The organism is Micromonospora cynarisoli, assembly GCF_030518815.1.
GTDB classification, from domain to species: domain Bacteria; phylum Actinomycetota; class Actinomycetes; order Mycobacteriales; family Micromonosporaceae; genus Micromonospora; species Micromonospora wenchangensis.
In genome coordinates, this window is record NZ_CP130426.1 from 100,934 (window position 1) to 115,082 (window position 14,149).

The following is a 14,149-nucleotide window of genomic DNA, read 5'->3' on the forward strand; positions in this document are numbered from 1 at the left end:
GTGCGAGCCGTGATCTTCCCGGGGCAGGGCGCGCAGGTCCGGGGCATGGGACAGGGGTTGTTCGATGCGTACCCGGACCTCTGCGGCGAGGCGTCCGAGGTACTCGGCTACTCGATCCGCGAGCTGTGCCTGTCCGATCCCCGGCGCGAACTGGGGCGCACCGAGTTCACCCAACCCGCCCTGTACGTGGTGGGCGCGCTCGCATACCTTCGCTGGCGGGAGGAGAACGACGAGCCGGCGTTCCTGGCCGGGCACAGCCTCGGCGAGTACACGGCGCTGTACGCCGCTGGCGCCTTCGACTTCGCCACCGGGCTGCGGCTGGTACGGCGTCGTGGCGAGCTGATGTCCATGACCGGCGGTGGCGGCATGGTCGCGGTGACCGGGGTGAACCAGGCCGGGGTCGCGAAGCTGCTGGACGCGGGCGGCTTCGACACGCTGACCGTCGCCAACGACAACTCACCGGTCCAATCAGTGGTCTCCGGTGACACGGCGGCCATCGAGGCGCTCGGCGGGTACCTCACCGAGCGCGGAATCCGCTGGGTGCGTCTGCGGGTGTCCGGCGCGTTCCACTCCACTCTCATGCGGCCGGCACGAGACCAGTTCCGCGAGTTCCTGGCCGGTTTCCGGCTCGGCGACCCACGGATCCCGGTGATCGCCAACGCGACCGCCCGTGCCTACCCGCCCGGCCGGACGGCAGCCCTGCTGACCGACCAGATCGTCCGACCGGTGCGCTGGACCGACAGTGTGCGTCACCTGCTCGACCAGGGTGTCGGGGACTTCGTCGAGCTGGGTGGCCGGGTACTCGGCAAACTGGTGGAACAGGTTCGGTCGACGCCCCGGGAACCCGCCCCGGACCGGGTGCGGCCCGAGACGTTGGGTGCGGCGGTCTTCCGGGAACGCCACAGCCTGCGGTACGCGTACGTCGCGGGCGGCATGTACCGCGCCATCGCCTCGCCGGAGCTGGTGGTGCGGCTGGCCCGCGCCGGCATGCTCGGAGTCCTCGGCACCGGCGGGTGCACAGTCGACGAGATCGAGCAGCACCTCAAAGAGATCGAACGTGAGCTGGGGACGGAGCACTCGTACGCGGTGAACCTGATCGCGGACCACGACGATCCGACGGCCGAGCGCGAGATGGTGGACCTGCTGTTGCGGCGGCAGATCCGTATCGTCGAGGCTTCGGCGTTCATCCAGATGACCCCGGGGCTGGTGCGCTACCGCGCGCTCGGGATGCGTCGCGGGCCGGACGGCAGGCCGGTGTGCGACCACCGGATCCTGGCCAAGGTGTCGCGTCCCGAGGTGGCGTCGGCCTTCCTGAGCCCTGCGCCGGACCCGCTGCTGGACCGGCTGCGGGCGGCGAACGAGATCACCGCCGAGCAGGCAGAGCTGGCACGCGGGGTGCCGATGAGTCACGACATCACCGTCGAGGCCGATTCCGGCGGGCACACCGATGGTGGCGTCGCGACAGTGCTGCTGCCGGCCATGCTGGAGCTGCGCCGCCGAGCCGAGGAACGGCACCGGTACGCCGAGCCTGTCTGTATGGGCCTGGCCGGTGGCCTCGGGACACCCACGGCGGTCGCGGCAGCCTTCATGATGGGCGCCGACTACGTGCTCACCGGCTCGGTCAACCAGTGCACGGTCGAGGCCGCCACCAGTGATCTCGTCAAGGACATGTTGCAGGAGATCGACGTCCAGGACACAGATTACGCCCCGGCGGGGGACATGTTCGAGTTGGGCAGCAAGGTGCAGGTCCTCCGGAGGGGGGTGTTCTTCCCGCCCCGCGCGAACAAGCTGTTCGCGCTCTACTCCCACTACGGCAGCCTCGCCGAGTTGCCGGCGAAGACCCGGACACTGCTGGAGAAGACATACTTCCGTAAGCCGCTGGACCAGGTGTGGGCCGAGACGTGCGACCACCTGCGCGCCCAAGGGCGGTACGACGTGATCGAGCAGGCGAACGCGGCGCCGAAGCGGCAGATGGCGCTGGTGTTCCGGCGCTACTTCGGCTACAGCGCGCGGATCGCGCTCGCCGGACAGGCCGAGGACAAAGTCAACTTTCAGGTGCACACCGGCCCCGCCCTCGGGTCCTTCAACCAGTGGGTGAAGGGCACGCCGCACGAGTCCTGGCGACACCGGCACGTCGACGAGATCGCCTGGAAGCTGCTGGACGGTGCCGCCGAACACATCACCGCCATGTCCCGGCGCTGGCACCCCGCCGCCCCGGTCTCCTGATCCGAATCCCACCCGCAGACCGGACAGAAAGGATCTCGACGTGCAGAGACAGTTCGACACGTGGGGCGTCGACCAGCGGCAGTTCTGGCTGCGCGGCCAGGAACCGCAGGAACTGGTCGGCTACGACCCCGAGAGTCGGATGTGGAACGTCTACGGCCACTCGGAGGCGTCCCAGGTCCTGACCGACCACCGGACCTTCTCATCGAACATGATGCGCCTGATGGCGGCCGAGGTCGGCGCGGATATCGAAGAGGCTCAAGCCGGCGAACTGCTCTACCTGGACCCGCCCCGGCACACCCGGCTACGGCGGCTGGTGAACCATGCGTTCACCCCGAAGGTGTTGGCCAGCCTGGAGCCACGGGTGGCTGCGCTCACCAACGAGCTGCTCGACCAGGCCGCCGTCACCGATCGTCTGGAACTCGTCAGCGCGCTGGCGTACCCGCTGCCGGTGATCGTCATCGCCGAACTGCTCGGCGTGCCGGCCTCGGACCGGGACCAGTTCCGGCGGTGGGCCGAGTCGCTGATCCCGTCGACCGGGGACGACGTGAACCTCGTCGGCCGGTTCGAGGGACAGAACGAGGTCACCGAGACCACGTTGCAACAGCGCAGGGAGTTCGCCGACTACCTCGCCTCACACATCGAGGACCGGCGTCGCACGCCGCGTGAGGACCTGCTGACCGGGCTGGTGCACGCCGAGGTGGAGGGCGAGCGGCTCAGCGACAAGGAGATCGCCACGCTGGCCGACGTGCTCCTGCTGGCCGGGCACGTCACCACCACCATGTTGCTGGGCAACACCATCCTGTGCTTGGACGCCCACCCGGAGGAGTTCGCCCGGGTACGCGCGGACCGCTCACGCCTGCCCGCCGTGATCGAGGAGGCGTTGCGGTTCGTTCCGCCGTTCACCGTCACGTCCCGCGTCACCACCGTCGAGGCGGAGGTCGGTGGCGTCACCATCCCGGCCGATCAACTGGTCATGGTGTGGCTGGGAGCGGCGAACCGGGATCCCCGGGTCTTCGACGATCCGGCCGCCTTCCGGCCGGGCCGCGACCCCAACCCCCATCTGACGTTCTCGCGGGGCATCCATTACTGCATAGGAGCGGGACTCGCGCGTCTTGAGGGGGTCATCGCGCTGAACATCCTTTTCGACCGGTACTCTGTGATCGCGACATTACCGGCGGACCCGCCGAAGTTTATCGGTAGTTCACAAATGCTTAACGCGTACATGATGCCACTCGCCGTCTCGTCATGAGGGAAGACATGTCAGACATATCTACCGAACGTGCTGCCGCAACGAACGGGACTGAGGTCGACGTCGATCCCCGGCGCTGGTTCCTGCTGGCCGTCACGGTCGTCGCGCAGTTGATGGTGGTACTCGACTCCACCGTGGTCAATATCGCGATGCCGTCCGCGCAGGACGCTCTGGGCATCTCCGATCCCGACCGGCAATGGATCATCACCGCGTACGCACTGGCGTTCGGCGGCCTCCTGCTGCTCGGTGGGCGGATAGCCGACCACATCGGCCGGAAGCGCGCGTTCCTCATCGGGCTGATCGGCTTCGCCGCGGCGTCCGCGCTGGGCGGCGCGGCGACCAACGCCGGCATGCTGTTCGCGGCCCGGGGCCTACAGGGAGCCTTCGGCGCGCTGCTCGCACCGGCCGCGCTCGCCCTCATCACGGTCACCTTCACCGAGGCGCGGGAACGGGCCAAGGCGTTCGCCCTGTTCGGTGCGGTAACCGGCGGCGGCGCTGCGGTCGGGCTGCTGATCGGCGGCCTGCTCACCGAGTACGCGAGCTGGCGGTGGTGCCTGTTCATCAACATCCCGATCGCCGTGATCGCGGCGGTCGCGGCGGTACCGAACATCCGGGAGAGCCGGATCGGGGGCAGGGCCCGATACGATGTGGTCGGCGCCGTACTGTGCACTGTCGGTCTGGTCGCCCTGGTCTACGGCTTCACCGTCGCGGCTGGCAACGGATGGGGTTCGGTCGACACCCTCGTCCTGGTGATCGGCGGGGTCGTACTGCTGGCCGCGTTCACCGTGGTGGAGGCACGCAGCGCCGCGCCGCTGCTTCCGCTGCGGATCCTGCTGAACCGCAACCGTGGTACCGCGTATCTGACCTCGGTACTGCTCGGCGTCGGCAGCATGGGCATGTTCCTGTTCATGACGTACTACCTGCAGGAGACGTTGGGTTACTCGGCACTGCTGGCCGGCGTCGCCTACCTGCCGTTCTCGGCCGGGGTGGTGCTCACCGCCGGCCTCACCGGCACCCTGCTGCCGCGATTCGGCGCACGGGCCGTGATGACCGTCGGAGCGGTACTGACCGCGCTGGCGATGCTCTGGCTCACCCGCCTCGACGTCGACTCGACCTATTTCGGCGTCGTCCTGCCGGCGTTCATCGTGATGAGTGTGGGCATGGGCCTGGTGTACGTGCCGTTGAACAGTGTGTCGCTGATCGGGGTGGCACCCTCCGACGCCGGAGTGGCGAGCGCCCTGGTGAACACGTCGCAACAGGTCGGCGGCTCGTTGGGTACGGCTCTCCTGAACACCGTCTTCACCACCTCGGTCGCCGGGTACATCGCGGCCCACGCCGGTGCGGATCTGGCGGTGGCGACCATCCACGGCTACAAGGTCGCGTTCGCGGTGGGTGCGGCGCTGATCATGGTGAGCGCCATCCTCGTGTTCGCGCTCGTGCGCGACGACAGTCAGAACGCGGCACCGGGGGGGAGCTGACCACCCCCGGACGGCTGGCGGACCCGCCCGGTTGGCGCGACCAGGCGGGTCCGGCTGCGGTTGCCGCGCGGCCTGGCTCCGGCCCCTGATCAACACGCTCTTGACCAGCCACACCCACGCCTAACTGAACGGCGTTGGTACTAGCCCAGGATCGCCTCGATCAGGCGCATGGTCCCGTCACGCTCCCAGATCGACTGGTAGTTGGCGACGGTCGGGCCGGGTGGATAGTGCGCCGGCATGTTCGCCCAGGTGCAGCCGGTGCGTCTGCGGTGGTAGATCGCTTCCACGATCAGCCGGCGGTCGTACAGCCGGCCCCGCTGCGAGTCGCCCCCCGGCAGGATGGCCGCGACCTGCCGCCACTGCTCGTCGGTGATGCCGCACAGAGTCGACCGTCCGCGCTGCTCGACCCGCTCGGGCCGGCGCGATGGTGGTCGCGGCACCTCGACGGCTCTCGGCGCCTCGACCGGTTCCGGCGGTTCCGCACCGCCCTGCCGGCTCTCCCTGGCCGACAGCCGGGCCCGCGCCGCCGCCGCGATCTGTTCCCGAACCGGCAACGGCTGGGCCGGCGGATATCCGGTGAAGCCGGGTTCGAGGGCGGCGGTGAGGAGCCCGCAGGTCTGGCGGAGTTGCTCCCACTCCGGGGCGAGGGCCAGCAGGTGGGCGGTCGCCGGATCGTCGGGCTGCCCCTGCGGCCCACCGAACGCCTGGAGGCGACCCAGGATCACCGGTTGACGGTGGGCGTACCAGGCCAGGACGCGGGCGATGGCATCGTGCACCGACGACAGGTACTCCTCCTGGTACGGCCCGGCCAGGTTGAACGCGTACGCCTGCGTGTTGTAGTCGGCCAGGTCGGCGGCGAGGTCCGGGCAGTCCGCCAGCACCTGCGGGAACTGGTCGGGGGCCAGGTAGTCCAGCCACCGGGGCGCCGGCTGGTCGCCGCCGTCAGGTGCCGGGTCCCCGGGCTGACCGGGCAGGTCCGGTTGCCCGACGGTGGCGGTCAGATACCACTGCCGCAGGTGCTCGTCGCAGGCTGCGGCGAAGTACGGCAGGTACGCCCCGGCGACCTCGCCGGCGAGGGCCTCGGCGGCCACCGACCAGAGGGCGAACGTGAACCCGGTGTCTACCTCGAACACCTGCGCCAACCGGGCGACCAGCGCGAACATGTCGTCGATCTGTGCGAACTCCGCGACGAGCGTCGGATCGACCTCCCTGAACGCCACCGCCAGGGGGTGGTCGACCCACGGCGGCCGGACGGCGTCCACCAGTGCGACGACGAGGTGGTCCCGGTCCAGTTGCCCACTGGCGTGCTGCTGGAGCAGCGTGATCGTGGCCAGGCTACGGTGCAGCTGGTCGACGCCGGTGTAGGCGGCCTGCTCGTCGGCCCAGGCGTGGAACATCGCCAGGCAGGTGCCGTTCTGCTGGGTCTCGGCCCAGGTGAGGCGCTGGAAGAACGCCGGCTCGTGCTCGGCGATCCAGGCGAAGGTCGTGGCGAACGTGTGTTGCCATGGCGCCGGCTGGACGTCCTGATGCGGATGCACGCCTGTCTCCCGGTCGGTGGGCGGGTCCGCACCAGCGTGCGCCGGATCTGCCGGCCCGTTCCCCGCTCGCCGGCCGGTCCTGCGGGCAGTCCGGGTTGCCCCTGCGGGCAGCGCGGCGCCGGCCAGTGCGGGCGCGGCGACGTCGAGACGCGGTGCCCCCCCACCGCCGAAACTCGGGCAGCCGCCCCTTCGATACTGCGACCACCAACGAACCCGAACCCCGCCCCATCGACATCCCGCTGCCCCGAAACCGATGATCCCTCAACTCTGGCAGCGATGCGCCCACCCCGATCACATAAACCAAGACCACCAACAGCGTCAACAATCTGTCTCAGAGTCGCTGTCCGCGAGCACAACTCACAATATGTGCGCCTGAATCACCCCGTGCCACGCGGGGCCAGTCGTGGCCGGGGGCCCCCGGCCGAGCCATGGTTGGCAGGTGAGTTCTTTTCATGCAATTGTTTACGACTTCCGGGTTGCGATCAAACAATTGAGGTGCAATCATGAATTTTGGACGCCTTAATGATCCCTTTAATGTGAAATCCCTCGCGCCGCCGCTGCTGTGGCGTCGGTGGGTCAAGTCCGTGGGCGTGTTGCCCTTGTTGACCGCAACGGTGCGGCGGAGGTCATTCCTCATCCCGTATGAGGCCCATGTGTGTGACTGCACGTGAACGCTGCGAGGTCAGCGTGACGAATCGTTTCGTCCTGCCCAGAACCGTAGAGGTGTATGCGGGGGACGCAACAAAGGCCGACCGGTGACGGCGCGACCGCCGACCGAGACGCTCCGGTGCAGGTGACCAGCGGCATCGGATTCAACGGCTCGTGGAACAACGTCAGCAACCCGGCACCATCACCATCGGTGTCACTGTCGGCCGATTCCACGGCCTTGCCCGGCTCATCCACCCAGCCCTCTGCCCAATCCCGTTCGACGGGTGAGGGAAGAAGCCCCTTCACCGCAGGTGAGGCGAGAGAACTAGGAGAAACAGCATGGGACACAAGGAACCTGCCGAGCGCGCTGACGATTCCGCGGCCATCACCTACGCGATTCCTGGATTCTATTCGGAGCCGTATGTTGTGCCGGCGGGTGTCGACGTCGTGTCGCTCAGTGTGGCTGGCGGCGGTGGTTGGGGCGGCGGCGGCTACCCGGGTGGTCGTGGCGGTTTGGTGGAGGGTGACTTCCCCGTGGTGGCCGGTGACCTGCTGTTCGTGTTCGTCGGTGCCCGTCCCGAGGGGCCGAGTGGTGGTATCGGCGGTGGGGGCGGCGGTGGACCTACCGGAAACGGTGGCGGCGGTGCCAGCGCGGTGTACAAGACGCCCGCCGGCGGCGGGCCCGATGTCCTCCTGGCTGTCGCCGGCGGCGGCGGAGCACGCGGCAACGGCGTAGGTAGTGCCCCGCCAGGGGCTGGCGGCAACGGCGGACCCGCCGGTGGCAGCGGCACTGGCGGCAGCTATCCAGGCCATGGTGGAAGCGCCGATGGGGCCGGCGGTCGCAGCGGTGCTGCCGGTCCGGCTGGTGGAGGCGGGGGCACCGGCGCGGGCGGCGGCGGCGGAGGCGCCGGCGGCGGCTACCGCAGCAATCCTGGCGGCGCGGTCGGTCATGGTGGAGGGGGCAGCTACGGTGGCCGGCCCGGGGGTGACAGCGGCACCGGGACCGGCGCTGGCGGGGCTGGCGCCTGGCCGGGCGGTGTCGGCGGCGGCACCGGCGGCGCCGGCGGCGATTCCACGGTAGAGGGAGGTGGCGGCGGTGGCGGCTTCACCACACCGGGCGGGCTTGCCGTGTTCGGCGGCGGCGGCGGCGCCAGCGACTACTTGGGCACGGGTGCCGGCGGTGGCGGTGGCGGTTACGGCGGCGGTGCCGGCGGCGGCGCATATGGCAGTTCGGGTGGTGGTGGTTCCAACTTTGTGGCCGTCGATGCGCAGAATGTCGTGAACTCCACCGCGTTGGCGTTGGCCGGTGGTTCGGTCATGCTCACGCCGCAGCTCAAGGTGACCTCGGAGCCTGCGTTCGGGTGGGGGTTCAATGCTTCCGGGCAGGTCGGGAACGGGACGCACACGAACCAGTCGTCGCCGGCGGATATCGCGTTGCCCGCGGGTGTGATTCTGGACAGTATCGAGGCCGGCTATTCGCACAGCATCGCGGTTGATCAGAACGGGGTCGTCTACACGTGGGGTGACAATGCCTACGGCCAGTTGGGCACCGGGGACACGGTCCAGCACGACACCGCGCAGGCGGTCACCCTGCCCGGCGGCGTCAAGGCGGTTGCGGTCGCCGGGGGGCAGTGGCACAGCATCGCCCTGACCGCCACCGGTGAGGTCTACGCCTGGGGACGCAACAACAGCGGCCAGCTCGGCACCGGCGACGCCATCTCTCACCTGACCCCGGTCAAGGCCACCGTCCCTGCTGGTGTCGTGGTGACAGCGATCGCGACCCACAACGCGCACAACATCGCCGTGGACGAGAACGGCGACCTCTACCTGTGGGGCGACAACACCTACGGGCAGATCGGCATCGGCACGACCACCGTACAACGCAGCCCGGTCAAGGTCACGCTCCCCGCCGGCGACAGGGCCCAGGCCGTCGCTGCGGGCGCGTTCCACAGCCTCGCCATGACCACCACCGGCACCGCCTACGGCGCCGGCTACAACGCCTACGGACAACTCGGCAACGCCAGCAACACCAACAGCACCGTCTTCGTCCCGGTCAGCCTCGGCAGCGCCAAGATCCGCGACATCGACGCCGGCCTGTCCCACAGCCTCGCCGTCACCGCAAACGGCACGGTGCTGACCTGGGGCGCCGGCACCGCCGGACAACTCGGCAACGGCGGCGGCAGCAACAGCAACACCCCCGTCATCGTCCGCCTGCCCGCCGGCGTCACCATCGAAGGACTCGGCGCCGGACAATCCCACAGCCTCGCTGTCATCAACACCAGCACCGACCCCAACTACCTCCCCGGCCAAATCCTCGCCTGGGGCCTGAACAACTACGGCCAACTCGGCGACGGCACCCTCACCGTCCGCACCACCCCCGTCAAGACCAACCAAATCCCCGGCACCATCGCCGTCGAAGTCACCGGCGGACAATTCCACAGCCTCGCCCGATTCGCCGCCATCTGACCCCAACCCACCCGGGCGGGTGGGCGTGGTGGAACAGCCCAACAGCCCCTCCACCACACCCACCCAACCCCACATCACCAACCACAACCGACGGGAAGAAGCACTGAATGGTCTGCCCCGGGTTGGCCACAGAGCCGCGTAGGGGTACGACGCCCGACTCATCTTCGTGGTGAACTCCACCTCGTCCGGCATACCGGCAGCCGGTCCCGGTCATCGGTCCACGAGGTCGATCCCGGTTGGATGAACTGGTCGCTCTCGTCACCAGCGGCGCCATCTCACTCCGGGTCGCTGACGTGTACCCCTTCGCCGACACGGCGGCCGCCCACGACCGACTTTGCCCAGGACGGCGTACGCGGCGGCGTGGTGATCGTCCCCTGGTCCGCAACGGTGCGCCGGCTCACCCGCGCTCCGGGGCCAGAAAACTCGGATCCCACAGCGGTCGGGAAACGTCCAGCCGCCTGAGTTGGCGCAGGCCTCTCGATGGCGACGTAGCGTCAAATCTCCCGGGTCTGCCGGACCTCACGGTCGGCACTTCCAGGGAGAGCGTGCTCCGGCGAGTTCAACATCCGGTACGGCTTGAGCGCGGGTCACTGAACGAGGAATGACATGGGCGTGATCGGATGAGTGGTTACAAGCCTCTGCGCAGGTCGGTGCTGTCGGTTCCCGCGACGCAGGTCCCGACAATGCGACGTGCGAGTGGCGCGGACGCACTCTTCCTCGATGGTGAGGACTCCGTGCCCGAATCGGGCACGGACGAGGCTCGGTGCAATGTGGTCGAGAGCTGTACGTCCACGGACGAGACTGGTGGAGTCAATGGCACGGGCCGGGTGGTCTCCGGGAGCGCCTGGCGACACCACCCGCCAGCCGCGGCTGACAGGCACGTCTGTTGTGTCGAACCCACACGACTGGATCGCCTGGGCCGCCAATGATCGGCTACGGCAGGCGATCGACGTCCTCGGATCGGAGTAGACCGTGCGCGATCGCGTCGTGACAGGCATGGTGGGCCAGGGTGGCCCCGCCGGGACTCAGCCCGCCCAGGTAGCCGCCAACAGTCCACTGGCCTTGACCCCGCTGCTGGACCCCTCGCTCTCCGACCTCGTGCACGGGCAGCCGCAGATCCTGCAAGGGTTGGTGGAGCGTTTCGGATCGCCGCTGAACATCGTATGGCCCGATCTGCTGAAGAAGAACATGGCGGCAATGCGGAGGGTCCAACAGCGGCACGGACTGCGGTTGGACGTCTACTACGCGTGCAAAGCCAACAAGTCACACGCCCTGGTCAGGGCAGCAGTCGAGACCGGTGCCGGAGTCGAGGTGTCGAGCGAGTACGAGATGGCCGACGCCGTACGCCTTGGCGCCGCGCCTGCACTGTTGTGCGCCACCGGACCCGCCAAGACTGATCGTTTCCTCCGTCGGTTGATCGCGGCCGGCTGCCTGATCTCGATCGACTCTGCCGAAGAGTTCTCCGACGTGCGGACCCTCGTTGGAGAGGTTCGGTTCGAGCGGCCGGCCCGTGTGCTGCTTCGTTACCGACCGGCATCGGAGGCGGCGAGCCGATTCGGCATGGCCGACGATGACCTCCGGCACTGTCTGTCGGCACTGACCGAGACGGGAGATTCCGTCATCCTCGAAGGCTTTCACATTCACCTGTCCGGCTATCAGCACCAGTCACGGCTGCGGGCGGTACGCCAGCTAGCCCGGCACATCGAGGAGGCACGCCGGATGGGGCTGACGCCGCACACGCTGAACATCGGCGGTGGCATGCCGGTGAGATACGTCGGCAACGCATCACCAGACGCTCTGACGCAGGCCGGCAACCCGCACCAATACCGCAATGGCAAAGCGCCTGCCGACGTGTATCCGTATGACGGCCGGGTCGACGCTGAGGGCTGGCTCGACCTGCTGCTTGAGGCGCCGTATGACGGCGGTGTTTCGGTCGCGCAGTACCTTGACACGCACGATCTCACGCTGGCGATCGAGCCCGGCCGCAGCCTCGCCGACCAGGCCGCCATGTCGATCTTCCGGATCACCCGGGTCAAGGCGCTGCCGGACCGGACGCGGGTGCTCTTCGTGGAGGGCAGTAGCTTCAGCGCCTGCGAGACCTGGTTCGCGTCCGAGTTCATGGTCGATCCGATCCTCGTGCCGCAGAGAGCCCGGGTCGGTGCCCCGGCGCGCGCGTGGATCGCCGGGCACAGCTGCCTTGACGAAGATGTCATCACGAATCGGCTGGTCCCTTTTCAGGTCCTGCCGTGCGCTGATGACCTGTTGGTTTACCCGAACACGGGAGGCTATCAGATGGATCTGTTGGAAAACGAGTTCCATCGTCACCCCATGCCGCGCCGCATCGCGGCCCGACGCGTGCCGGGCGGTGACATCGATGTCTGGCCTGACGATGGAAGAGGCTCTTCGGGATGATCCACACTAGGGTCAGCGAGTTGGTGGGCGGAACTCCGATGCTCGGCATCCCGGTCCGGGCGAAAAACTCGACCTTGATGCTGAAGATCGAGAAGAACAACCCGGGCGGCAGCATGAAGGACCGGATGGCCCGCAGTATGATCACCTCGGCCCTGCGGTCGGGGCGGCTTAAGCGCGGCGGGGTGGTAGTCGAGTCGTCGTCCGGCAACACCGGTATCGGGCTGGCGTTGGCGGTCATGGATTTCGACATTCGTTTTGTCGCAGTGGTCGACCGTCACGCGGCCCAGGACAAGATCGAAATCATGCGCGCGCTCGGCGGTGAGATCCGGTATGTGGAGGGCGACTACGCCGAAGACGAGGTCGCCGTCGTCGCACGCCAGTGCCTGGCAGCCGAGTTGGCAGAGAGCATCCCCGGCGCGGTGTTCATGAACCAGTCCGACAATCCGGCCAACCCCGCCGGCTACGCGGAACTGGTGCGCGAGGTTGTGGCGCAGACGGACGGCCGCATCGACGCCTTCGTCGGTTGCGTGGGCACCGGCGGATCGATGACCGGTATCGCGCGTGGGCTGAAGGAGCACAACGAGTGGACGGTCGCCATCGCCGTCGAGCCGGTGGGCTCCATCATCTTCGGGCGGCCTGGCCGTCCGTACTACCAGTCCGGCACCGGTACGCCGCAGGGTGACACGGTCGGTCAGGTGCTGGACTACCGCTCCATCGACAAGGGCGTGCAGGTCACGGACTCGCAGGCCTTCGAGACCGCGCGCTATGTGGCCCGCCACACCGGCCTGCTGGTCGGAGGCTCCACAGGCGGGGCCATCTACAAGGCGCTCGAGGCCATCCACACTGGATTTGTCAGCGGCAATGTACTCGTGGTGGTGGTCGACGGCGGCGAGAAGTACCTGCACACGATCTTCAACGAGCAGTGGTTGGGCGAGCGTGGTCTGCTGGATCCGCAGGTCGCTGCCGATCTGAAACGATGGTTGGCCTGATGACACCACTGAACGTCGCTGTCTGCGGCGGCGGACGCACGGGGCACCTGAACACCGTGTTGTTCAAGACCCTGCCGGCCGTGCGGGTGTCGTTGCTCACCCAGCGGCAGGACGTCATCGACCGGTATTCCGACGGCCAACCCTTCACCGCTCTTCTCCCCGATGGGCGCGCACTCGTGGCGCGGCCGGACCGGGTGTCGTCCGATCCTGCCGTGGTCGTGCACGACGCGGATGTCGTCGTCATCACGGTGCCGGCGCACGCGCGGCCAGCGGTGCTGTCGTCGATCGCCGACCGGCTGCCACGCGACAGACCGGTCTACGTCGGTGCCATCCCGGGCTTCTGCGGCTTCGATCTGCTCGCGGAGAAGATGCTCACCGACCGGCCCCAGGCAGTGATCTGGGGGATGAAGGACGTCCCGCACACAGCCTTCGGGCTGCGACCGGGCGTCTCTGTCCGGATGGGGGGTGCCAAGAGCGTGTTGCACGTCGCGACGCACGACCGCGAGACGCCCGTGGCACGGCAACGCTTGCGGGAGACGGTGCAGCGCCTGTTCGAGTCACCGGTGGAGCTGTTACGCGACTATCTTGAGATCACGCTGACGCCCGCCAATCCGATCATGCACAGCTCCGCGATCTACGGGCTGATCGGTCCGTACGGACAGTGGCACGACAGGTTGATTCCCCGGTTGGTGTCCTGGTGGACCGAATGCAGCGAGCTGGGTGCCTATTTTATGCAGCGCAGCGACGAAGAGAACCAACGGCTCTGCAAGGCAGCCGAGCAGCAGATCGGCGTCGACCTGGCATCGGTGAAACCGTTGAAGCAGGAGATCGTGGAAGCCTACGGTGCCCAGATCACCGATACCCGCACATTGTTGTCCGTCCTCAGGACCAACAGGGCGTACCATTCGATTCAGGCGCCGCTGGTGGCACACGGCGACGGCTACGTCATGGACCGACAGAGCCGCGCCTTCCAGGAGGATGTCGCCTTCGGTCTCTCCACGCTGGTCCAGGTCGGCAATCGACTGAACGTCCCACTTCCCCACATCGAGGAAATCTACACGTGGTGTGCGTCCTACATGGGCGGCGTAAGCCGATCAGCGCGTGACTACTTTCCGCCGAACTGGCCGGCCTAGAGGACAGCCA

The 14,149-nt window shown here is 68.1% G+C and carries 8 protein-coding genes; 7 read left to right on the plus strand and 1 reads right to left on the minus strand.

Annotation, left to right across the window (positions count from 1 at the left end; translation table 11 throughout):
- Genes fabD through Q2K16_RS00305 form a run of 3 tightly spaced genes read left to right on the plus strand, consistent with a single transcriptional unit; the run spans window position 1 to window position 4,953 of the window.
- Complete coding sequence (fabD, locus tag Q2K16_RS00295; protein WP_302742750.1) at window positions 1-2,226, plus strand: ACP S-malonyltransferase; 2,226 nt, start codon at window positions 1-3, stop codon at window positions 2,224-2,226.
- A gap of 40 nt (window positions 2,227-2,266) precedes the next feature.
- Window positions 2,267-3,475, plus strand: a complete 1,209-nt coding sequence (locus Q2K16_RS00300) for a cytochrome P450 (RefSeq protein ID WP_302742751.1) — start codon at window positions 2,267-2,269, stop codon at window positions 3,473-3,475.
- Window positions 3,472-4,953, plus strand: coding sequence for an MFS transporter (locus Q2K16_RS00305; protein ID WP_302742753.1), 1,482 nt, complete (start codon window positions 3,472-3,474; stop codon window positions 4,951-4,953). Before Q2K16_RS00300 ends, Q2K16_RS00305 begins: the two co-directional genes overlap by 4 nt.
- Before the next feature lie 140 nt (window positions 4,954-5,093).
- On the opposite strand, the gene Q2K16_RS00310 is transcribed toward Q2K16_RS00305, so the two are convergent.
- Entirely contained in the window at window positions 5,094-6,491 is a 1,398-nt protein-coding gene (locus Q2K16_RS00310) for a transposase (protein ID WP_302742755.1), read from the minus strand.
- 987 nt (window positions 6,492-7,478) lie between these two features.
- Here Q2K16_RS00310 and Q2K16_RS00315 point away from each other — a divergent pair.
- The 4 genes from Q2K16_RS00315 to Q2K16_RS00330 all read left to right on the plus strand — a co-directional run bounded on the left by Q2K16_RS00315 (window position 7,479) and on the right by Q2K16_RS00330 (window position 14,139).
- On the plus strand, window positions 7,479-9,605 hold the full coding sequence (locus Q2K16_RS00315) for an RCC1 domain-containing protein (RefSeq protein WP_302742757.1): 2,127 nt from the start codon (window positions 7,479-7,481) through the stop codon (window positions 9,603-9,605).
- A gap of 972 nt (window positions 9,606-10,577) precedes the next feature.
- Window positions 10,578-12,017: a type III PLP-dependent enzyme domain-containing protein gene (locus Q2K16_RS00320; protein ID WP_302742758.1), complete on the plus strand. Its 1,440-nt coding sequence runs from the start codon at window positions 10,578-10,580 to the stop codon at window positions 12,015-12,017.
- On the plus strand, window positions 12,014-13,006 hold the full coding sequence (locus Q2K16_RS00325; RefSeq protein WP_302742760.1) for a PLP-dependent cysteine synthase family protein: 993 nt from the start codon (window positions 12,014-12,016) through the stop codon (window positions 13,004-13,006). The genes Q2K16_RS00320 and Q2K16_RS00325 overlap by 4 nt, the downstream gene beginning before the upstream one ends.
- Complete coding sequence (locus Q2K16_RS00330; RefSeq protein ID WP_302742762.1) at window positions 13,006-14,139, plus strand: NAD/NADP octopine/nopaline dehydrogenase family protein; 1,134 nt, start codon at window positions 13,006-13,008, stop codon at window positions 14,137-14,139. Before Q2K16_RS00325 ends, Q2K16_RS00330 begins: the two co-directional genes overlap by 1 nt.
- The last annotated feature ends 10 nt before the right edge of the window (window positions 14,140-14,149 follow it).

What these genes read in the sequence shown, in the direction of transcription:
- Q2K16_RS00305 (WP_302742753.1), top strand. Translation starts at nt 3,472, where the DNA reads ATGAGGGAAGACATGTCAGACATATCTACCGAACGTGCTGCCGCAACG.
- Q2K16_RS00315 (WP_302742757.1), top strand. Translation starts at nt 7,479, where the DNA reads ATGGGACACAAGGAACCTGCCGAGCGCGCTGACGATTCCGCGGCCATC.
- Q2K16_RS00325 (WP_302742760.1), top strand. Translation starts at nt 12,014, where the DNA reads ATGATCCACACTAGGGTCAGCGAGTTGGTGGGCGGAACTCCGATGCTC.
- Q2K16_RS00330 (WP_302742762.1), top strand. Translation starts at nt 13,006, where the DNA reads ATGACACCACTGAACGTCGCTGTCTGCGGCGGCGGACGCACGGGGCAC.